This window comes from Paenactinomyces guangxiensis, assembly GCF_016055185.1.
In the GTDB taxonomy this organism is placed as follows: Bacteria; Bacillota; Bacilli; order Thermoactinomycetales; family Thermoactinomycetaceae; genus Paenactinomyces; species Paenactinomyces guangxiensis.
Genome location: NZ_JAECVR010000006.1, coordinates 20178 through 43490 on the forward strand (window position 1 = coordinate 20178; position 23313 = coordinate 43490).

General features: G+C 41.7%; 17 protein-coding genes. 3 read left to right on the forward strand and 14 right to left on the reverse strand.

Annotated features, from left to right (window positions below; all coding sequences use genetic code 11):
* Nucleotides 1-103 precede the first annotated feature (103 nt).
* The 10 genes from I8U27_RS07570 to I8U27_RS07610 form a co-directional block, all read right to left on the reverse strand.
* Nucleotides 104-1909 (reverse strand): peptidase domain-containing ABC transporter, encoded by a 1806-nt coding sequence (locus tag I8U27_RS07570; RefSeq protein WP_181751064.1) that lies wholly within the window; start codon nt 1907-1909, stop codon nt 104-106.
* A gap of 71 nt (nt 1910-1980) precedes the next feature.
* Nucleotides 1981-2403, reverse strand: a complete 423-nt coding sequence (locus I8U27_RS07575) for a lasso peptide biosynthesis B2 protein (protein WP_181751065.1) — start codon at nt 2401-2403, stop codon at nt 1981-1983.
* A 17-nt stretch (nt 2404-2420) separates the two neighbouring features.
* A complete protein-coding gene (locus I8U27_RS07580) occupies nt 2421-2621 on the reverse strand; it encodes a PqqD family protein (RefSeq protein ID WP_181751066.1) in 201 nt (66 codons plus the stop codon).
* A 78-nt stretch (nt 2622-2699) separates the two neighbouring features.
* Nucleotides 2700-4535: an albusnodin/ikarugamycin family macrolactam cyclase gene (locus I8U27_RS07585; protein ID WP_181751067.1), complete on the reverse strand. Its 1836-nt coding sequence runs from the start codon at nt 4533-4535 to the stop codon at nt 2700-2702.
* 107 nt (nt 4536-4642) lie between these two features.
* Nucleotides 4643-4777 (reverse strand): hypothetical protein, encoded by a 135-nt coding sequence (locus I8U27_RS20950; protein ID WP_258567742.1) that lies wholly within the window; start codon nt 4775-4777, stop codon nt 4643-4645.
* A 485-nt stretch (nt 4778-5262) separates the two neighbouring features.
* The gene (locus tag I8U27_RS07590; protein WP_181751068.1) at nt 5263-5778 is read right to left on the reverse strand and encodes a DUF84 family protein; all 516 of its coding nucleotides are present in this window, start codon (nt 5776-5778) and stop codon (nt 5263-5265) included.
* A gap of 264 nt (nt 5779-6042) precedes the next feature.
* Nucleotides 6043-9063, reverse strand: coding sequence for a glycoside hydrolase family 3 protein (locus I8U27_RS07595; RefSeq protein WP_181751069.1), 3021 nt, complete (start codon nt 9061-9063; stop codon nt 6043-6045).
* Between the two features lie 189 nt (nt 9064-9252).
* Nucleotides 9253-10077: a carbohydrate ABC transporter permease gene (locus I8U27_RS07600; protein WP_181751070.1), complete on the reverse strand. Its 825-nt coding sequence runs from the start codon at nt 10075-10077 to the stop codon at nt 9253-9255.
* Entirely contained in the window at nt 10077-10949 is an 873-nt protein-coding gene (locus I8U27_RS07605) for a carbohydrate ABC transporter permease (RefSeq protein ID WP_181751071.1), read from the reverse strand. The genes I8U27_RS07600 and I8U27_RS07605 overlap by 1 nt, the downstream gene beginning before the upstream one ends.
* Nucleotides 10950-11079: 130 nt before the next feature.
* Entirely contained in the window at nt 11080-12375 is a 1296-nt protein-coding gene (locus tag I8U27_RS07610; RefSeq protein WP_232345307.1) for an ABC transporter substrate-binding protein, read from the reverse strand.
* Nucleotides 12376-12528: 153 nt separating this feature from the next.
* On the opposite strand from I8U27_RS07610, the gene I8U27_RS07615 reads away from it, so the two are divergent.
* On the forward strand, nt 12529-14421 hold the full coding sequence (locus I8U27_RS07615) for a sensor histidine kinase (protein ID WP_181751072.1): 1893 nt from the start codon (nt 12529-12531) through the stop codon (nt 14419-14421).
* On the forward strand, nt 14399-15172 hold the full coding sequence (locus I8U27_RS07620; RefSeq protein ID WP_181751073.1) for a response regulator transcription factor: 774 nt from the start codon (nt 14399-14401) through the stop codon (nt 15170-15172). The genes I8U27_RS07615 and I8U27_RS07620 overlap by 23 nt, the downstream gene beginning before the upstream one ends.
* Before the next feature lie 316 nt (nt 15173-15488).
* Here I8U27_RS07620 and I8U27_RS07625 read toward each other — a convergent pair whose 3' ends face one another.
* The 3 genes from I8U27_RS07625 to yicI form a co-directional block, all read right to left on the reverse strand.
* Entirely contained in the window at nt 15489-17069 is a 1581-nt protein-coding gene (locus I8U27_RS07625) for a glycine betaine ABC transporter substrate-binding protein (RefSeq protein ID WP_181751074.1), read from the reverse strand.
* Nucleotides 17070-17088: 19 nt separating this feature from the next.
* Nucleotides 17089-18204 (reverse strand): ABC transporter ATP-binding protein, encoded by a 1116-nt coding sequence (locus I8U27_RS07630; RefSeq protein ID WP_181751075.1) that lies wholly within the window; start codon nt 18202-18204, stop codon nt 17089-17091.
* Nucleotides 18205-18542: 338 nt separating this feature from the next.
* Entirely contained in the window at nt 18543-20864 is a 2322-nt protein-coding gene (yicI, locus tag I8U27_RS07635; protein ID WP_181751076.1) for an alpha-xylosidase, read from the reverse strand.
* A gap of 137 nt (nt 20865-21001) precedes the next feature.
* On the opposite strand from yicI, the gene I8U27_RS07640 reads away from it, so the two are divergent.
* Nucleotides 21002-21874: an AraC family transcriptional regulator gene (locus I8U27_RS07640; RefSeq protein WP_181751077.1), complete on the forward strand. Its 873-nt coding sequence runs from the start codon at nt 21002-21004 to the stop codon at nt 21872-21874.
* 159 nt (nt 21875-22033) lie between these two features.
* On the opposite strand, the gene I8U27_RS07645 is transcribed toward I8U27_RS07640, so the two are convergent.
* Nucleotides 22034-23140, reverse strand: a complete 1107-nt coding sequence (locus tag I8U27_RS07645; protein ID WP_181751078.1) for a hypothetical protein — start codon at nt 23138-23140, stop codon at nt 22034-22036.
* Nucleotides 23141-23313: the final 173 nt, after the last annotated feature.

Consider the following 23313-nt stretch of genomic DNA (forward strand, 5'->3'; position numbering starts at 1 on the left):
GTTATTAGCCTGGTTAGAGGACAATAGGCGGGCGGAAAATTTTCTATTTTCGGTTTAGGTTTATATTACGGTTCTACAACTGCTGAAGAGCGCCCTTTGACGTTTAGCTTTTGCTTGAAGTTACTGTAGAATACCGTGCGTTTTCAACTTGTTGCGTGTGTCTCTCCCACAATTCCTTATAGATTCCCCCCCATTCTATTAGCTCCTGGTGTGTGCCTTCCTCTTTTACTCTCCCTTCCTTTATCACAAAAATCCGGTTTGCATCCTGAATAGTAAAAAGACGATGTGCAATAACAATTCTTGTAATTTGATGAGAGTCTAATTGTTCATGCAGCTTTTGTTCGGTGATGGTATCCAGTTGACTCGTAGCTTCGTCCAAAATAAGCAGAGCTGGCTTCCGATATAATGCCCGGGCAATCGCCAAACGTTGTCGTTGCCCCCCTGATAGATTTTGCCCGTTCTCTCCGATGACTGTATTGTAACCCTCTGGCATTTTGACAATTTCCTCATGCAAGAGTGCTGTTTTTGCCGCCCATTCCACATCTTCCTGTGATACTTCCTGAAAGAACGCAATATTTTTTGCAATGGTATCATTAAATAAAAAGGTTTCCTGTAGAACGACTCCGATTTGTTGTCGATATTGGTATATATTAAGCTCAGTTAAGGGAATTCCTCCCAGAGTGACGGAACCTTGTGTAGGTTTATACAATCCAAGAATTAGCTTTAGAATGGTTGTTTTTCCACTACCTGTTGCTCCCACTAATGCAATTTTTTCACCGGGGTTGAGATGAAAAGAGACCTGGTTCAAGACAGGTGGTCCATTTGGCTGGTAAGAAAACGTTACTCTCTCCATTCTTAATGGTTGCCCAAAGTGACCGCGTTCCACAGCACCAGGTGGGATCTGTTCCACTTTTTCTCCGAAAATCTCTTGTAATCGTTCAAATATACCGCCGAGAAACTGCAGCGATTGAATACTGCTGGTTAAAGAGCCGATGGGTATCAAAAAAGAGGTAGCCAAAGCAATCAAAGCGACCAGAGAACCAATGGTCATCTGCTGCGCCATCACCTCTTTTGCCCCTAACCAGAGTAACAATAGCGGGGTTACCAGCTGGATACTCTGGATCATACTATTTAAGCATCCGCTTAATTGATATCGACTGGTAAACGCTTTGATTTGCCTGGTAAAACGTTGAAACCAACCGTTAAAAACGGTATCTTCCAAACTATTAGATTTCACCAACAACATGGACCGCAACACTTCTACTAAATAACTTTGTGTTTCCGAATAGGTTTTTAATTCTTCTTTTGTTCGTCTTTGGGTGGCAGGGACAAACAGAGCCGTGATCATCATCTGAATGGCAGCAATCACGATGGTGATACCCGCCAGTTTCACTGAGTAGAAAAACATAGCGATAGAATAGACTAAACACATCATTAAATCTAATATTAAAGCAGCCCCATGATTGGCTAGAATTTCTCGAGCAGCTGTAATGTTATTAAATCGTGCCGCTAAATCGCCAGAGGCACGTTTTTCGAGAGCAGGATAGGGTAAGTTGAGGAGATGATGGAGGAAATCTCCCGATAAGTTTAAACTAATCTTTGCCTGTAAGGATACTGTCCCAGAAACCCGTACATAAGAAATAAGCAGATGAGAGGCGAATAAAATGAAGACCCCCATACCCAGTAAATGTAACCAGTCTATTTTTCCGCTAGCCCATAAATGGTCGACAAAGAATTGGATAGAAAAAGGCACGAGCAATGATGCCAACTGAGCAAGTAAGGTTAAAAGGAATATAGTGATCACTGCACGTGGATAACGAAATACATATGAAAAAAAGGAACCCCAACGTTCTTGGAGTCTCCTTACTCTTTTGACCTGTGATGAAAGGGTGTGATAAATTTCTTTCATGTCCCGCATCCTTATGAAAAAATATACACTCGTTGTTTTAGGGCAGTAACGAGAAATGACTGATCCAGTGGTTAAACCACTAGAATTTTCTTCATTTGATTCATCACATAATCCGGCTCTCGCACAGGAACCCCTGCTACTTCTATCCATGCATGAGATTCAAATACCCCGATGGTTACTCCAATACACCACTCTGCTTTCCTCCGTTTTAATAGTGCACAAATCATAAAAGCAAGTGATGTTTCTAAGCATGCAACCCGAGTAAAAAAGAGCAGTACACTACATTTGCGGATTGATTCCCACACTTTCTCTGCTTCTTGCATACTCATCTCCCGGGTACAGCCTTTCTTAAATCGGCGCAAGAGTTTCTCGATTCGATATAAGGAACAACAGCGCATGAGTATGACCGCGGTCACAAGTGAAACACTACTCATGATATCTTGCGTCCAACTTCCTTTATTTGTCCGGGGATCAAGTGCCATTTTTACTCCCATAAATATCTCACCAGCTCCTATTTTTGTTGAAGGAAGCCCAGATGAACTAACTCATGCAATAATTCATCCAAATCGGCATGTAAATCTTCGCCTTCATATCCGTAATATTCAGCTACAAGTTTTTTTGCAGATTCCAGTGAGCCTACTTTAACCAAATAACGAAAAAAGACCATTGCACTCTCATTAAGCACGTAATACTCATTTTTCTTTGTATCCAATAAGATTCCGCTCTCTTCAGAAAACGTTATTTGGATATGATCGGGTACTAGATAAGCAGCTATGATCCTCACCCTTTTCTAAGTTGATATCGAAAGTGGCACTGCTTCTTCGGACCAAAAAGTTGGCTGATTCGCTTCGATATTTTGTAACCAGGCCTCTACTGACATCACCTGTATGATCTTTTGTAAAGATGAACCCAAATCATTTGTAGGGGTTTCAATCTCCTGTATCATCATCTTTGCATCGATTAACCCCATTTCGTGCAATCGAGAAGATTGAAAAAATTGTTGGATTGCCGAGAGGTTCTTCCGCATCCCCTTGTAATAATCGCCAGAATAACTCCCTTTGGATCTTCTCTTTAATAAGACATCGGGAAGGTCTTGCTGAAGGGCCTGGACAAGTAATGGCTTGAACGCATAGGGAGTCATCCGTTCTTCTGCTCTCGTGGCCAAACAGATATCCACGATGGCTTGATCAAAATATGGATAAGAATAATGAATGCCATAATGGTGGATCAGTTGCTGGATATTCCGCAAATAGCGGCCCATACACTGCATACCCGCTACGGTTGCAAAAGTACCGGGCATTTTAGGCAGAGATTCAGAGACTTGGCTTGCCGATTGTCTGAGAAGTTCAGTGACCATTTCATGCGACTGCTTGCTAAACCAGGCAGCAGTAGATGGAGGTTCAAACCATCCTGCTGTGGAATTTGCGGTTGTTCCGTTCTCTAATATCTTTATTTGTTGCTGTAGCCATCCGGGATAGGATAAACGGCTAAAGGTATATATACGCCTGATCGTTGTGAGTGGAGAAACCGCCGAAAGCCGTGCCCAAGCATAAGCATGACTAAGGAATGTTTTGTATTTCCCTTGTTTTATTAAGTCGGCTAAGTAGGCATAAGGGGCACAGAGAACGTTATCTCCACCCCCGCCATCGAGATGGATCTCTGAACCAAGGGCATGAACCCGCTGAATAAATAATTTTATCTGCTCAATATTACCAATGGGGACAGGTTCATCTGTTAAAGGCAGGAATTCTGTAATATTATCATATGGATCTGCTTCTTGATCCATCAAAACATGGTGGATGTTGCTTGATTCCTTAACCACCTCTTTGGCATAGAAAGCATCTTCAGTTTCCACTTTTGTCACTTGCGTAAATGCGTACAGTTTTTGATTTTGTTCTTCAAGCAGCTTGGCAGTAAGAACGGCCAGGCTGGTCGAATCCATCCCCCCACTAAGATTGCTGCTTATTCGAGAGGTCCAGGCTAGTCTCTCTCTTAATGAAGAAAGAAGTCTCTCTCGAAATAGCGGAGCATTCTCTTGGCAACTCCCTATTGCCTCGGGAGCGGACCAATACCTTGTTTGATTGAGTTGGTCTTTAGATAGGGTTAAAAAGCAACCCGGTTCCAGTAGTTGTATACCCTTATAGGGGCCTTGGTTCCTTACGACACCAGGGATCGCTCCCGGACAAATCAAACGCATTGCGATCCAAGCAGAATTTAATTTCGCCTGAATCAATTGCTGGAGAGGCAGACTGGAAGAGGAAAAAACGATATAGTTCTCCATTTCTATATAATAAATAGGGCGTAAGCCTACAACATCACCATAAATAAAAAGCTTTTCCCGCTCTTGAATAATAAGATGATAATTTCCATTGAATTTCATTAATTTTCCATAGTGGGATTCATTCTCGCTTTTTTGAAATAAAACCTCAATTTCTTGATCGTTAGCAAAACAGTGGCCGATCACGTACAACGTTTTATCCTGATGGACAAAGGTTCTAACTTCCCCAGACTTCCATTCCCCACAAATCCAGAGAGGGTTTGATTCGTCTCCTATATTCTTTCCATGGTAAGGCATGGGAACTTGAGCATGGTTTTTCTTTTTGATCGTTCCACAAAACCACTGCATTCTTTCACCATCCGTAACTCGAAGAGTATTTGGTAGTCCAGCCATAGATAATAAAGACGCTATCAGGTAAGAGCCTAATAGCGTCTCCCTCGTTAGTAAACGATTGCCTATCCGGCTTTTGGGTTATAGGCACCATCACTAACATAGGCCCCATCAGTAATACCGGATACGTGCGGGCCAAGGGTTAGCTTAAGAAAATCACCCATTTTTTTAATTTGTGGCTTTCTATATGTTTTTTTCATATGATCACCTCCCATTTAACAGTATACTAATATAAATCTATTCAGTCTACAGTTTTTATTCAAAAAATTAAATTTATCATAATTTTAATATTATAATTCCATTTATTTCAATTGATATTTCTGCAGTTGTTGCCTGTACTGTGATAATTTTGTGTAAAAAATTACTAGCATTATAGAATTCATCTATTTTTTGGGATATATAAATTTCCAATTTGATGTTGATGCGTCGTAACGTATCCACAGGCAGCCAGACCTTTGTTAGTCCAATGGTTAAGGGGGATATTGGGGGAAATGGAAGAGTACAAACGATTCCGATCCCCCATTGAATTAACATTCAAAGATGATTATCCCGACCATTACCATTTAAAAACAGACAATAAACTGGAAATATCCTTTTAATCTTAGCACCTTCTGGCCGGGATTTTTCGACTGTGAAAGAAAGGGATTGACAAGGTGCTTTAATCAAGCAGATGGAAATGTTTCCGCTATTTTCTCCCGGTTTGAAATAAATATTGTCCGATCAGCAATTTTGAAACGTGCAAAAACATTTCTTGCCGTTCTACATATCCATGGGTAAAAATGCCGACAGCCCCCTGATTGGTTCCGATATTCTTTTGGTTTGTATATTGCTCCATCACGAAGCTTAGTTCTTTCCCTTTCTTTAATGGAATGAAAAATTCATCCGGAAGCTTGATCCTGGCTCCACCAGCCATCACTTGAATGCCATTCCGGTCTGTTAATGCTCCCCAATTACACAGAAACAAGCCGTGAGCTGTTTGCACGACTCCTCCTTCTAAACCGACTCCTATGTCTGCCTCCATCTCTTTTCTTGCATTTCTGGCACGATTCATGGCACCTTGAATGGTTTCTTCATCGGATAAAGGCTGATCCGGGACACCTGAAGGCACCGATACGGGGAGTATCGTGGCATTCAGATGCTGGAATGCTTTTTCAACTGCTCCAACTTTGGTACCATTTTTTGAGCCAACGGCAACTTTCATCTTTTTTCACCTGCATTCGTTTTTTTAACTGCTGTTATATATGTGCTACAGTTTTATAAAATCATTCTTTCTCTGCTTATCATCATTAATTTCCCCCTGATAAAATTAAGGCTTCTCATCCATTCTTATGTTATCATGTATTTTAAACTAAGGGCCGTTTTCAAATTTTCACTTGTAATCATAGGCTTATTTTAGACTTCGAGATAATGAAGCAGCCTTAGTCCAATAAACATTTGAACTAAGGCTGCATCATTATTTATTATTTTATTTTCGCTTCCCAACAAACCGGAAAGTATCTATATTGATATTCCCTTTAAACACCAGGTAAACATCGTGTTTTCCTTTTACCTCATTTACCCTGGTTTGGACGGTTGTCCACTTTTGCCAGCCGCCGGTATCTTGAACGGCAACGGTTCCAATCCGCTGTCCTCTGGCCGGGTCGTCCAGTCTGATTTCAATATGTCCTCCGCCGTTGGCGCTTGCAACCTTTGCCTGGAAGCCGGTTAAATCCTTTTTCAAATCCGCGTCACGGAAAGCAATCCAGTCACCGGGGTCTGTTTCACCAACGGCGTAATCGCCTGTTTTGGATTCCTCTACCATTTTTACACCGTGATAGTCGTCATAGTTTTCTGCCTTTGTTTCCACTGAGAGGTCTCTGCTTTTGATTGTTTCACCCTTCACCTTCAGCTTTTCGGTTAACTGGATGTCTTCTGATGATTTCCCTGCCATAATCGTGTAAGTACCTGATTCAACCGTATATTTTTCCCGGGTTACATCCCAGAAGGCAAGATCTTTGACCGGCAGCCTGAAGGTAACCCGTTTGGTTTCACCCGGTTTAAAACTTAATCTTTGGAATCCTTTCAACTCTTTGAGCGGACGTTGAACTCTGGATTCCTCTGCTCGTGTATACAATTGGACAACTTCATCACTGGCTGTAGATCCGGTGTTTTTCACATCGACGGTTACGGTTACTGTATCATTTGCTTTTACTGTCTTGTTTTTTATGTTTAAGTTCTTGTACTCAAAGTTTGTGTAGGTTAAACCGTGACCAAAAGGATATAACGGTTTACCATCGAAATACTGGTAAGTGCGTTTTCCTTTGATGATGTCGTATTCCATCATGTCAGGAAGCTGGTCAACACTTGCATACCATGTCTGGTTCAATCGTCCCGCAGGTGCGTAATCGCCAAACAGGGCGTCTGCAATCGCCCGGCCTTCCTCCTGGCCGCCGTGAGCAGAATACAAAATCGCTTTTACATTCGGGTTGTTTTCCACTTTCGGCATGGCCATCGGATAGCCTGAGATCACAACGACGATGGTGTTCGGGTTTACCGCAGCCACCTTTTGAATTAATGCTTCCTGTGATGGCGGGAGAGTGATATCCTGGCGGTCTATGGTTTCCCTGGCATTCAGCATGGTCTGGTCACCAACCACTACCACTGCTGCTTCTGCATTCCTGGCGGCCTCTTGTGCTTCTTTTTCACCATTTACAACCATCTTCTGTTCAAATTTTTCCGTGTTTCCGGTAACGGAAGACTTGGTGGCCTTCAGTTTGTGCGGGGCCTCGTTCTCCACTGTTACATATCTTCCGCCTTTAAGTCCTGTGTCCCAATGGCCCCATTGATAGTTATAAAGTGAATAGGTACCATCGTTTTGCTTTTCAAGATTGTAGTTTTGATAGGTGAACCAGTCCTGGGTGCCTGGACGGTCTTCCTGGTCCCCGGGAGCGCTTTCATTGTTCTTTACATCATCACTGCCTGTATTTGATACATATTTATCATTGGCATGGGATCTTAGCAGATATTGATTCCAGCCAAAATCGTATAAAGAGAAAGTTTCATTTTTTCCAATGCTTTCACTGTTGGCTGCCAAATTTTCATTGCCTGAGGGTGAAGCGGTTACATATTTTCCGGTTGAAACAGACTTCAATGCAATTTGATTGACTCCGCGGGAGAAAACAATTTTGTCTTTATCAACTTTTGTCTTTATTCCGTCTAAAGTGGACACAGTATATGGGAAGGTACCGCTGTAAAAATCATTAAACACTTGATCCGCAAGCGGCCCGATCACCGCCACTTTGCCCTTTGCATCTTTTTTTAACGGGAGAGCGTTTTCTTCATTCTTTAAAAGAACCAGTTGTTTTTGCGCTGCTTTCAGAGCCAATTTCTGATGCTCTTTGCTGTTGATCACATTTACATCAATATTGGCATACGGATTCAACCCGGGAGGATCAAATTCACCGGTGAGGAATCGCACTTCCAGTATATTTCTCACAGCCTTGTCAATATCTGCTTCCACAAGCAACCCCTGATTCAGAGCCTCTTTGATCCAGCCAATCACGACATCGGAGTTTTTATCCTGATCGGTAAAGCTGTCAACACCTGCTTTAATCGTCAATGCGGCTGCTTCTGCCATTGTGTCAACATACTTATGATCATTTTTGATTCCGGACACATCGAATGCATCACTTACGACGAAAAATTTATCTGCCCAATCTTTTTTGACAACATCATTGATAAGAGGGCTTAAAATAGCCGGTTTTCCGTTGATCGCATTATAAGCGGGCATCATGGAAAGTGCCGACTTGGAAGCGATTGCTGTTTCAAAAGATTTCAGTTGATATTCATACAAATTTCTGGGGTCCAGGCTGGAAGAGCTTGCTCCCCTGTTTTCTTCATTGTTGTACCCCAGAAAGTGTTTTAAGGTGGGAATTGTCTTTATATACTTTGGGTGTTCTCCCTTCAGACCTGTAGAATACGCCTGTGAAATCCGGCCTGTCAGGTAAGGGTCTTCCCCATATGCCTCCTCGTTTCTCCCCGCTCTCGGGTCTCTTTGCAGGTCAACGACAGGTGCCCAAACCGATAATCCCACATTCACAGGGTCCTTCTTATGAAAAGCTCTTACTTCATCCCCGACTGCCGATCCAACTTTTTTGATCAAATTCTCATCCCAGGTATTGGCAAATCCGGTCGCCTGAGGGAATACAGTTGCTTTCCCCAGCCAGGAAACCCCGTGAAGGGCTTCTGTACCCGTCCGAAACGATTTAATTCCCAGTCGCGGAATCGCCGGCTGGTATTGGTGCAACAGTGATACTTTTTCATCCAGCGTCAATCTTGAAATTAAGTCATCCACACGCTTCTTCAGCGGAAGATTGGGATTCTGAAACGGATACTGGTATGTCTCTGCACCATATGCGTTCAATGCCGGGAAACTCATTTGCAAAGTGAACACAACTGCGAGGAAAATGCCGAACAACTTTTTTACACCAGTTGGACGCCTTTTCAATGCTGACTCACCTCTTTTTTACTTTGTAAACATCTTTTTGGTATGTGCAGAGTCCCTCTTCCTAACGATTCTGACAAAGGATCGTGGGATCAGTAACAGCTGTGGTTTCGAATACATCCCCCCTTTCAATTGATCTGACTGTAAGGTAGTCCTGTGATGAAAATCGGGCTGCCGTACATGTTTCATTATTTAGCCCTTAATTGACCCGGACACCGTTCCGCCGACGATATGTTTTTGTCCAAGCAAAAAGACGATTAATACAGGCAGAGAAGTGAGTACAATATCAGCACTTACCAGATTCCACCGGGCGCTGAATTGACCGAAAAAGTTATAGACTGCTAATGTCATTGGCCACTTTTCCACTGAATTCAACAAATAGAGCGGTGCTGTAAATTCATTCCAAACGCTCAGGAAATTAAGAACAAAGATTGTAACCAGTACCGGCTTCAGAAGCGGAACAATCACCCTGAAAAACAATGAGAAGCTGTTGCATCCATCCATGATTGCCGCTTCATCCAATTCCCGGGGAATTTTGCCTACAAATGCATATGTGATAAAGAGAGAGATCGGAATTCCCATCGCTGTGTAGAGGAAAATCATTCCTGCATAGGTATTAAGCAAATTCAGCGATTTCATCACACTCATCAAAGGGATGTAATTCAACGGCAGTGTAATCCCAAGTACCAAAAATAAATAAATAAAGTTATTGAATTTTGATTGATTACGGGCTAAAACAAAAGCTGCAAAAGCCACTACAATAACAACCAGGAGAGAACTTACAACCGCATAGAACATACTGTTAAGAAATGAACTCAATAGATGTCCCTGTTCGATCACAACCTGATAATTTTCCACCATCCATTTTTCAGGCAGAGATAAATTTAAAACGGTTGCTTCAGTATCGGTTTTAAAAGAATTAATCACAATTACAATAAATGGAACAATGACGATCAAACTTAAAATCCAGGCAATCATATTTAAACTCAGCGATCGAATGGCCTTTTTCACACTCATCAATTTTCCACCTTCCTGTTCATCACACGAATAATAAACACAGAGGCAATCGCCATGATTATGAACAGAATAGTTGATAATGCGCTGCCCATTCCCCAATATCCCTTCGCAAAAGCAGAATAAACAGCTGTATTAATTACATCAGTCGCAGAGCCGGGCCCGCCGTTTGTTAAAACATAAATAATGTCAAACACCCTTAATCCATAGGTGATATTTAGAACAGTTGCAATCGTCATGGTCGGAAGAAGCATCGGCACTGTAATCTTGAATAATCTTTGAAAAAAGCCCGCACCATCCATTTCCGCAGCTTCATAGAGATCTTTGGGAATGGCTAATAATCCCGCGATAAAGAGGACCATAATATAGCCCATCCCTTTCCATGTATCCACCGCCATCACGGAAGGCATGGCCCAGGTTAAAGAACCAAGCCAATTTTGCGCCAAAAATTCCAGCCCCAGGGCCTTCAAGGTTGTATTGATAAATCCATTGTTTGGATCAAGTAAACTTTTAAATACCAGACCGACAATAAGGAAAGATAATACCTGGGGGGAAAAGATAATCATTCGATGCAGATTGGCCGCTTTTACCCCGCTGACAAGCAGGATGGCAATAAACAGGCCCAGCACTGTCTTGGCAATAGATGTAACAATGGTAAACACCAATGTATTTTTGATATACGATAAATAAACATGATCACCAAATATGATCTCTTTATAGTTTTCAAACCCAATAAAGTTTTTATTGAGATCATAGCTGTTCCAGTCTGTAAAAGAATAATAAATTCCTACAATTGCCGGAACAACAATAAAAATGGTATAAAAGATGATTGCACCTAACGAGAAATACCAGGGATAAATTTTATTTGCTTTCATGTCGCACAATCCTCTCAATCATTAGTAAAACTTCCGTATCAGAGAGTTCTTCCTCTATGAAAGTGATAAAATCAGCCGGAGCCACGTAGAAAAGGCTCCGGCTCATGCAGGGAATGCTTAAGGAATCTTACTATTTCCAGTAAGGGTCTCGCAGAACCTTCGCTTGTTCTTCCCTTCGCCTGTCAATGTTTTCAAGCACCTGCTTTGGAGTAAGCGATCCGGCGAACATACCGGATAAATCCTTTCCGATATCCATCCATTGCGGGTCGATATATTTTACCGCGGCCTGCATCACGGTTCCTTTTTCATGTTTGCTCTCATAATCAATATAATCCTTGGTTAATTTAGGCTTGATTTCCGGCCAGCAAATAGTTAAGTTTCCTTCTCCGCCATCAAAAACTCTTTGCAGATTTTCATGCTTTGTCATCCAGCGGAAGAATTGGAGAATTTCTTTTTGATGTTCAGAATGTTTATTTCCAATCATGGCTGCAGAACCGCCGGGGTTGATTCCGATTATTTGGTTATCTCCCCACGGCATAACGAAGAATCCTATATTATCCTTCATTTCAGGATAAGCCTTTACAATGTCCTGCTCTGTGCCCTGAACCCTTAAAAACATCGCTGCTTTCCCTTGTCCAAACGCATCGATCCCTGCTTCAACTGTATTTGAAAGGAAATTTTCACCGAAGTAACCGAGATCAGCAAACTCTTTTAATTGTTTGATGACTGTTTCAAGCTGTTTTAGGTCCTGCACTTTCATCTGATTCTTATTTAATTTTTCATATACTCCCGGGTTTAACTTTTCGTAATTGGGCCCTGTTTCAAATAACGGAAGAACTTGATACCAACCGCTTGCCGGTGCCATGTAAAACGGAGTAATACCGGCATCTTTAATTTTTTGGCTTATGGCTTTAAACTCCGCATAATTGGTAGGCGGCTTAATTCCCAGGTCATTAAATATTTTTTTATTGTAATAGACGTACCAAATTTTGGTCGGTGCAAACGATACACCATAAACCTTTCCTTTATAGCTGACCGACTGAAGGATTTCCTTGGACATCCTTTTAGCAAATTCTTCCTTTGTCAGATCAATGGCATTTTGTTCCGGTCTGATATTGGCGTTTAAACTTAAAGGGTCAACATCGACATTGATAATATCCGGAGCTTCACCTGATGCCAGTTTGGCTTTGACCAAGTCCCGCCACTGCGCATCAGGCACGATTTGAAATTCGATTTTGATGCCTGTTTCTTTTTCAAAGTCCTTGGCCATCTCCTGAATAATCCCTGTTCTGGGAATGCCCGATTGATGCGTTCCAAAAGTCAAAGTTACCTTATCCCCTTCGGAAGATCCATCTGAACTGCAGGCTGCAAGTATAGTAGAAAGAATCAGCATCAATGAAAGCGCTAAACATTTTGTCCGCTTCAAAATTTTCCCCCCCTGGACTCATCATTTCATATGGTTATAATTAATACCACGGTACCTGATTTCACTTAAAGAATACGCTTACATCCATGTACCCTCAATAGACAATTACGGCTTCCTGATTGTAATTTTTAGAATAGAGGGACTGAGGTATATATGATCAGACTTAAATTTAAAACACTTCAGCAAAAACTGTTTGCCTATTACTCCGCATTTTTCATCGGCTTCATTATTATCATCGGCCTACTTCTTTTTATATATTTTGTAAATTATACCAAAAATAATGTCTCCGCCCAACAAAAACAGCTTAGTACCTCGATTGCCAGTTTCTTGGACCAGGAAATAACAAAGATGAATAATTTCTCTATGAATATTGTTTACTCAAATATAGTGAAAGAGCACTTTAATCATGATTTATCCCCCATCACTTACCAGAAAAGCAACCTGAGTTCCCACACTCCTGAAATGTATAAAAACGTAACAACACTTATTGATGTAATTCTGTCAATCATCAGCAGCTCTGAGACTGCGAGACAGGCAAATATCTATGATTTTAACGGCCGTATGGTAGGTGCGGGATATTTTAATGGTGAACTTTCAGTAGAATTACAAAAGAAGCCCTGGTATGCAGAAACAATGAAAAAAGATGGATCAAAATATATCAGTATGATTAAAAGTCATGATTTGCCTCCGCAATTGCAGAACTCCAAGAGGGACCAGAAATTTATTGCGCTCACCAGGGTTTATAAAAATAGTAATTATACCAGTCAGGGGATTATCGAAATACTGCAGGATTGCGACAAGTTGTTTAAATATTTAAATGACCTCAGGAAGACGAATGCTAATCTAAAAATCTATGTTATTGATTCAGATGGCAACTTTTTTTATCCCTATAACAGCGATGAAGATAAAAAAGAAGGGATTTATTATAAGAATCTTATTACAATGCAGCGATTAGGTCCTGAAACCACACATCAAATTACCAGCCCGGTCACCCATGATCATCAGCTTATGACATATGCTGTTTTAGATCAAACGGGTTGGACAGTCATCATCACACAAAGCCAGAAGGAGTTATTTTCCTACCTGGATCAGTTGAGCAAAATTTTCTTTTTATTAACATTGATTACTCTGTTATTTATCTTAATTATTTCCTATATGTTATCCAAAAAAATGACATTGCCGCTTAAACGGCTCCAAAAGGCCATTCGCAAATTGGACATTGACGATTTATCAAAAAGTGATTTTCCTGTTGTAAATGAAGAAAAAAGCTCCATCGCTGAAATTGATGATCTTAATAGGGCCTTTAATAAAATGAACAAAAAATTGTCTCACTCTTTTAAGGAGCTGCTGATTTCAAGGTCAAAAGAGTTGGATGCCAAGTTTCTCGCCCTTCAATCACAGATGAACCCTCACTTTCTATATAATAATTTGACAAATATTCGTGTTATGGCAGAAGAAGGGATGAACGATCAAATCGTTACTTTATGTGACAATATATCGTTTATGTTACGGTATATTTCAGCTCAAAATAAAAAAGGAGTTTCACTGGAATCGGAAATTGATTACACAAAACGCTATTTAGATTGTATGAAAATCCGTTATGAAGAGAATTTAACCTATCATTTCGATATACCAGAGCAAATGTATGATCTTACGGTACCGAGGCTGATTATTCAGCCTTTAGTTGAAAACTCAATTAAATATGGTTTAGACACCCCTCCCCCGTGGTCTATATTTGTTCATGGTACAATTGAAAATGAAAAGTGGCGAATCACCGTGTCCGATAATGGCCCGGGCATGGACCCTTCCGTAAGAAAACAATTTTATGATTTTATGAATTCCTCAAAGGATATCCTGCACACTCCTGATTTACAAATCAATGGAATGGGACTAAAAAACATTTTTATCAGACTAAAGCTAATGTTTCAGGATGATGCCTGTTTTGAAATCAAAAATCTCGATGATCGGGGCCTGTCTGTTACCATTGGGGGACACGTTCATTCAAAGGAGGGAATCGGCAACCATGAAGCGCACCTTGCAAATTAAAACGCTTGTTGTTGAAGATGAGTCCCTGATCAGACGCAATATTTCCAGAAAAATAACCGAACTTAATCCCAACTTTATTGTCATTGGTGAAGCCATGAATGGTCTGGATGCCTTAAAGATTGTCGAAAGCGAAACACCCCAGTTAGTTGTCACAGATATTCAGATGCCGATGATGAATGGGCTTGAGTTAGCCAAAAATATCTTTTTTGCCTTTCCTCATATCAAAATCGTGATCTTAAGCGGCTACCATGAGTTTGAATATGCACGCCGGGCCATTAATTATAAAGTGGAAGATTATTTATTAAAGCCTGTGACAGATGAAAAATTGCATTCTTTATTAGGGAAAATTGAACTTAAAATAAGAGGGGACTTAGACTCCCTTGCAAACATCGCCTCTTCTATGTCCGATAAAACCTCACCGGAAGAGCTAGTCGAAGCTGTCAAACTATTTATAAAAGAAAACTATAAAAAAAATTTAACCCTGAAAGAAATAGCCAATGAACTCAATTTCACCGTGGATTATTTGGGTAAAATCTTTCGGAAGCACACAAATGAAACGCCTATTAAATACTTGACCCGATTAAGAATCAATGAAGCGAAGCGCATTCTTTCCACCGACTTGGATATGGAAATTAAAACAGTCGGAAAAATAGTAGGGTATCAGGACCCCTACTATTTTAGCCGCGTATTTAAAACAAACACCGGTTATTACCCAAGCGAGTACAGGGCTTTAAAACACAAAACAGAGTGAAAAGAAACCCCTACATTTTGAAAACAAGACTAAAATTAGCGTACTATACGGGATTCTCCCTTTTAATTTATTCTTCAAGGATTGTATATCTTAACGGCAATTCACTTGAAAATTTGCAGCAGGTGTACGCGGATGTCTTTTCCCGGGAGATCCCGCTTGCAATCAGTATTAACCTGATTTCTTCCATTGTCCGTTCGGAATTGTTTCAACGGGGATGGTTGAGGTTATAACCTTTCCACTTTGACGATCAAATGGAAAATAATAATATTAAGACAAAAGACACTCTACCATTGAACAGGTACATATAGCCAAACAGTTACTTTTCAATCAGTCCTTCTTCTTTTAGGAAATCTACGGCAACATCTTCATATTGTTCCTTGTCGATGTCTACGCGTGAATTCAACTCTTGCATCTTTTCGTTATCGATTTTGCCGGCAAGCAAACCTAACACTTTTTCCAATTCCGGGTATTTCTCCAAAGTGTCAGCCCTTATAACTGGTACGGCATAGTATGGTGGAAAGGAATTCTTATCGTCTTCAAGTACCCTTAAGTTAAATGCCGGTATGCGTCCGTCAGTTGCGAAGGCGTCAATGACATCCACCTCACCGTTTTTAATGGCACTATACATGATCCCTGAGTCCATTGTCTGTTTATCGCGAAACTCTATACCGTACGTTTCCTGAAGGCCAGGGTAGCCGTCTTTGCGTTCCAAAAATTCAGGCTCGGACCCAAGTGTGAGCTCCGGCGCCTTCTTTTTTAGGTCTGAAATGGTTTTGACTCCCCACTTTTTGGCATCATCTTCTCGGATGGTCAACGTGTAGGTATTGTTAAAGCCGATCGGTTCCAGCCAGACTAAATCGTACTCTTCTTTAAACTTTTTCTTCACAATGTCATACACTTTATCCGGGTCATTGATCATGTCTCCCTGCAAAATGTTTAACAAACCTGTTCCTGTGTACTCCATGTATAGGTCGTATTCGCCCGTTTTGACACCTTCAAACGCAGGTGCCGTCCCGCCAAGGAACGACTCGTATTCCACGTTCAGATCTGTTTTTTCTTCAATAAGGTGCCCCATGACGTAAACCATAATTTCTTGTTCCGTAAAATTCTTTCCGGTGATTGTAATCGTTTTGCCACCACCGCCGTTACCGATTTGTGTAACTAACGCTGATATTGGCAGGATCAGAATCAATGCGACTACAACCCACTTTCGAATACGCCCGCTGTTTTTATCGGATTTTTTATCTTTCCGAACGCCTCTCGGGGTTACATCGGTTTCTAGCAACTTCAGTAAATAGTCAAACACAATTGCCAAAAGTGCTGATGGAATCGCCCCAGCCAATATGAGACCCGTATTGTACGTTTGTAACCCACGGAAAATCAAATCTCCGAGTCCACCTGCACCAATCAAACCCGCAATCGTAGCGACACCGATGATTAACACCGTAGCGGTCCGAATCCCGCCCATAATGACACTTAAAGCTAAAGGCAGTTCAACCATCCACAGCACTTGACGGTTGGTCATTCCCATGCCGACACCGGCTTCTACAGCCGCACGGTCAACCCCAACAATCCCAAGGTATGTATTGCGTAAGATGGGCAGTAATCCGTAAATAGTCAAAGCGATAATCGCCGGAAATTGCCCTGTACCGATGAATGGTACTAAAAATACGAGGAGCGCAAGGCTGGGAATCGTTTGAAAGACACCGGTTATCCCAATGATCGAATCGGCCATTTTTTGATGACGCGTTAAGTAAATACCAAGTGGAACAGAAATGAGAATCGCAATCCCGATGGAAATAAGAGAAAGATACATATGTTCTATGACAAGGTTCCATATAGTTGGCCAGCGGTTTACAAAAACATCGATTGTACTAGAAATTAAATCAGGAATCATCCACACCTCCTGCTTTTATTTAATTGACAATTTGATCGACAATATGCTCCACCAGGCTTGCACGGTTGACAATTCCGTGAAGTCTATTTTGCTCATCTACGACCGGAACGAACCCAAAACGGGAATCGTTTACAAGTTGAAACGCTTCCTCTGCCGGATCATCCAGTTGAAGCGTCGCTATATCCGTTTCCATTATATCGTTTAACGTTAGGTCTTCTTGTTTGTAGTTTTTTTGTACATCCCAGACCGTTGCAATGCCGAGGAAGGTGTCGTCATTGTCAACGACGACCAAGCTGTCGACACGCTTTCTACGCATCAGTTTCAATGACTCAGCCAATCCCCGCATGTTATATGCTGTCACAGGCGTGACCATAAGCTTTTTCAACTTAGGCATTACGACATTTTCCTGTAAGCGGTCTTCACCGATGAAATTACGAACAAACTCATTGGATGGGTGGCGTAAAATATTTTCGGGACGGTCGAGTTGTACGATCTCACCGTCTTTCATAATGCAAATACGGTCGGCGATTTTCAAGGCCTCATCCATGTCATGGGTAACAAATACAATGGTCTTGCGAATTTCCCGTTGTAACCGGACAAGTTCATCTTGAAGTTGCTCACGGCTGATCGGATCCAGAGCACTAAACGGCTCATCCATAAGAATAATTTTCGGTTCAGCGGCCAATGCCCGGATGACTCCAACCCGCTGCTGCTGTCCCCCACTTAATTCGGAAGGGTAGCGCTCACCGAATGTTTCCGGGTCCAAGCCCACCATCTCCATCAATTCGTTTACCTTATCCACGTATTGTTCCTTCTTCCACTTCTTGAGACGTGGCACAAGCGAAACATTTTCTTTAATGTTCATGTGTGGCAACAGCCCGATTTGCTGGATGACATATCCCGTATTGCGGCGCAACGTTACCGGATCCTCTCCGGCAATATCTTTTCCTTCAATGGTAATGGTGCCTTTCGTCGGTTCAATCAGACGATTCACCATCTTCATGGTCGTTGTTTTTCCACAGCCGCTGGGACCGATAAGAACGAGCAACTCCCCCTCTTTGACTTTAAATGAAATATCTTTAAGTGCTTCGAAACCGTCTTCGAATGTCTTGGATACCTCTTTAAATTCGATCAATTCTAAGCACCTCCTCACTTTTATTAACAAAGGACTCATATTTTTAAATTACACTTCTTATGGATGAAGGTCAAATAACTATGGGGCAGTCAAGAAGATATTAAGACAGAACAAACCAGGCGAATCCGGGAATCTGCCGGAACGTAAACGTTCTGAACTTGGCTTACACTCATTTTATTCTTTTACAATCACAACCGATTTTAAAAAACTCAACGACCGCTCCCCAGTGGAATACCGGGAAGCAGTCGCTGTGATAAATAGGCTTATTTTATTGTCTACTTGACAGGGTTTAAGATTTAGTCTTGATTTTTGAAGGTGCAGGAAGATTTTGCATTCGATTACAGTCTTACTTCAATTCTTGTCACTTTCTCATTTGGAATTAATTTCACTCCAAAAGTGTCAGCTTGCACTTCAGCCCCTATGACAGAAGCTACTTGTTCCATTCCGCGCAATTGAACACTCCAGTGTTTGTTTGCGCCGGCAACCTCTATGGAAATGACATCTGACTCTCTCGCAGCGGTGAATAGCAATTCCCGGTTGCCTTTTTCGGAATAAACGGGGATTGTCACACGGTTTCCTTCTTCCAGTTCAAATATATGGAACTCTACACCATCGGCATAATTATAGTCCGGTTGATTATCAACTGCGCCCATTGCAATGACAGAATTGGGCCGGACATATAACGGCAGGCTTAAATAATCATGGTGTTCCTTCCGCCAGACTCCACCGTCTGCCTTTTCCCCCGTTAAAAGATGGGTCCATTTCCCTTCAGGGAGGTAGTAATGGGCCAATCCTTTTTCATTAAAAACAGGTGCAACCAGCAGGGATTCACCAAGCATATATTGACGATCCAAATAGGCACATGCGGGGTCCCCGTTAAATTCCAACACCATGGATCTCATCATGGGAACTCCGGTTTCTGAAGCTTCAATTGCTTTACTATAAAGATATGGCATAAGGCGGCACTTCAACCGTGTAAAGAAGCGAAGCACATCAACCGATTCCTCATCATAAAGCCACGGCACCCGATAAGATTTGCTTCCGTGCAAACGGCTGTGGCTTGATAAAAGCCCAAAAGCAATCCATCTCTTATAAACATCCGCGGTTGAATTGCTTTCAAACCCGCCGATATCATGGCTCCAGAATCCGAAACCGGACATGCCGAGCGAAAGGCCTCCACGCAAGCTTTCAGCCATGGATGGATAAGTGGCCGTACAATCTCCCCCCCAGTGAACCGGGAATTGCTGGCTGCCCACAGTCGCCGAACGGGCAAATAACACGGCTTCACCTTTTCCTTTCTCCTCTTCCAGCACATCAAAAACAACTTTGTTATATAGGAATGTGTAGTAATTATGCATTTTCATCGGGTCTGAACCGTCAAAATACACGACATCTGTGGGAATTCTCTCACCAAAATCTGTTTTAAAGCAATCCACGCCCATCCGGATGAGGCTGCGCAGCTTATCCGCATACCATTCACATGCATGGGGATTTGTAAAATCAACAATACCCATACCCGGTTGCCATAAATCCCACTGCCATACATCGCCATTTTCTTTCTTAAGCAAATAGCCATGTTCTTTCGCTTCGTCAAACAGGCAGGAGCGCTGGGCAATATATGGATTAATCCACACACAGATTTTCAGCCCTTTCGCTTTCAGCCGTTGGAGCATTTGTTCCGGTTCGGGAAAAATCCGCTCATCCCATTTAAAGTTGCACCATTCAAATTCCTTCATCCAAAAACAATCAAAATGAAAAACATGAACCGGTAAATCACGGCTGGACATGCCATCAATAAACTGATTCACCGTCGCTTCGTCATAATTTGTTGTAAATGAAGTAGACAGCCACAGACCAAACGTCCACGCCGGCGGTAAAGCAGGTTTACCTGTCAGTTCAGTATAGTTTTCTATCACCTTTTTCATCGAAGGGCCGCCGATCAGATAGTAATCAAGGTGCTCACCGGAAACACTGAATTGCACCTTTGAAACATATTCAGATGCCACTTCAAACGATACCCGTTCCGGATGGTTCACAAACACACCATAACCTTTATTTGAAAGATAAAAGGGAATATTTTTATAGGCTTGCTCTGTGTTCGTTCCCCCATCCCTGTTCCAGATATCCACCGTCTGGCCATTTTTAACAAATGGTGTAAATCTCTCGCCCAGACCATAAATATATTCATCAGGTTCAAGATCCAGCTGTTCCCTCATATATGTTTTTCCGTCCTGTGAAAGGATATGGGCAATACTTTTATAACCACTCGACGTTATTTTTTCACCCCGGTATTCAAAAGTTATCTCCCAGTTTCCTTCTTTCTGAACCTTAACCGTTAAATCGCCGCTTGTTAAAGAGACAACCGATTGATTTTCTGCAATGGAAACGGCATGATCCTTATTTTCACGAACGGCAAAACGGGGTCCCCGCTCTCTTCCGCCTTTATGATGATCAATCTGGACACGAATGACATCTTGCATAGGTGCAGATATATTCAATTCCAATAACGGGGTGTCCAGTTGGCCCGAGCGGTCTAAAATGTGGCGCGGTGATGCAAGGATCGTAAGTGAACGGTCATTTTGCATGATCTCATGCACCTCTACCACGCTGGTGATTTTATATTCCTTCCTGGTCAGCCATTGTCCGTCTGAAAACTTCATGATAATCTCCCTTCCCGGATTTGAGTAGTGGATGAAAGTTAATTATAATAATACTGATTTTAAAGGGGATTATCTTGAAGTTTTCCGTCATTTTATAGCATAATCCTGATATTCTTTCTCTTTGGAGTGGATTTCACTTGGAACATGTCAGATTGCTGGAGGACCGTTTACACGGGGATTCCATGTTTCCGTTAAAAGTTTATACGGTTGATCATTTAGATGGAGAGGTGATCTTCCATTATCACTGGCATCCTGAAATGGAATTGATCTATATGGAGGAGGGTACTGCCTCTTTGCAAATGGGAACATCACTCATTACCCTTAAAGCCGGGGAAGCGATTTTTATTCCGAGCGGACAGCTCCACGCAGCATATCCTGTCGAAAAAACGCCGTTTCGCTTACATGCCATTGTTTTTCATGCCAATCTTATTAACAGTTTTACTTATGATACCATTCAAACTCGGTATATTGATCTGATCAGTGGTCCCCATCCTTTCTTCCCAATAATCATTCATGAAAATATCCAATGGATGGAAAATGTTTTAAAATCCATTCAAATGATTATCCAACAATTTCAAAGGAAAGAGCCGGTTTTTGAACTCACAATAAAAGCACACCTTCTCATGCTGGTGTCTGAAATCATAAAAAACACCCGGTCGGAAGATAAACCAAAAAACCCGCATGACTCTGTTAAAATTAACCGGATTAAACAAGTACTTCAGTATATTGAGCAACATTACAGCGAGAAAATCAGCATCCGGGAGCTGGCCAGAATAATTCAAATGAGCGAAGGCCATTTCAGCCGTTTTTTCAAATCTGTTGTCCGCATGACCCCTGTGGAATATATGAATACGCTGCGCATTAACAGAGCCGCTAAACTATTAAGGGAGACAGACCGGAGAATTATTGATATTTCCATGGATGTCGGCTTTGATAATCCGAGCTATTTCATCAAAATCTTTAAACAGCAAAAAAAATGTACGCCATCTCAATTTCGAAAATCTGTCTAATTAAGCTCTTTTCCTCATAAAGCATCAGTATGAAATTGAATTTTATCCTGGCAAAATGATGTTTTTATTGTGGGGTGTAACCTTTTGGCGACCAACCGAGCAGAAAGAAGAGGTGAACCGATCACTCCCGGTCATCCCTTCTTTCAGACTTCTATCACATTAAGAGAAACGACGGACAACGAGAAGTGTTACACCTGCCAAGAGCACCGCAACACCTGTAGCTGCAGCAACCGGATAGGCAGTAGAGGTATCGGGTAACCGTCCGCCTATATTTTGGTTGCCTGAAGAGGGTGGTTGAGGAGTCGAAGATTTGCAGGCTTTTACTTGTTCTTCCGTCACTTCTAACGGAAATGTTGCTGCTGCAAATCCTGGCTTACCGTCTATATAGGTTGAATCAGGTACTAATGCGACACTGACTGTATATGTGCCTGCAGGCAGTACATCAAACTCAGCCGAAAACAATGTACTTCGGCTGCCCATTTGATCCTTATAGGCTGCCCGGGTTCCATCTTGCTTAAGGATTTCAATTTCCCACCATGTACTAATCTCTTTGGCTCCTAATACCTGTCCGACAATCTTATGTTTGCAATCTTCAAACTTATACTGATAAGCCATTTTATACTGATGAGGTTGTACCTCAACTTTTAAGCTGATTGTTCTGGTTAGTTTAACTGCTTTGCCATCTGCAACTCCTTCAAAAATAACAGTTACCTTATACATGCCCGAAGGGATCATCGGAGATAAATAATGTTCAAAATTAGCTTCATCTTTCAGTCCTTCTACACCCATGTGAACAATCGGAGGGTAATCTTCAATCAGATAAGTCCAGGTCCCCTTTGCCTCTTTGGCATTCGTAATACTGGCAAACACGTTTCCTTTACCGTCACCTGTTACCGTAAGCGCGGGCGCCGGTACTTCCGGATCACATTTCGGTTTATCCCCAACCTCTGTCGTTACTTGTTGACCAGCGATATCAAGAATCCAGGTATCATTTGCAGATGTCCATGGCACGTTCTGAACCGCTTTACCATGTGCTTTTACAATCCCTTCAAACTTCTCACTGCCCCCTTTCCAGGATAAGGTATAGTTTTCATCTTGATCACTATCATTGGTAATACGAAGTTGAACAGTTTTGTCATCCGGCCGGCATACACTTGTGAGGTTATAAAGGGTAGTCTCTTTTTCAGCTGCCCCTGCAGGAGTTCCAAACAGCAACATGGTAAATACAAGCGTCAAAATCATTGCCAATGGGAGAAATTTTCTCAAACCCCTCACCCTTTCAACTATTTATTACCAGGATGATAAGGGATTAGTAAATAGTTATCATGGTTGATACTATTGACAAGATCAATGGCATAAATCGATACATTTACTCCTTAACACCCTTTTATAATATATTTCGAATAGAGAATTATTTTTAGTGTCTATTATCTCAAAAA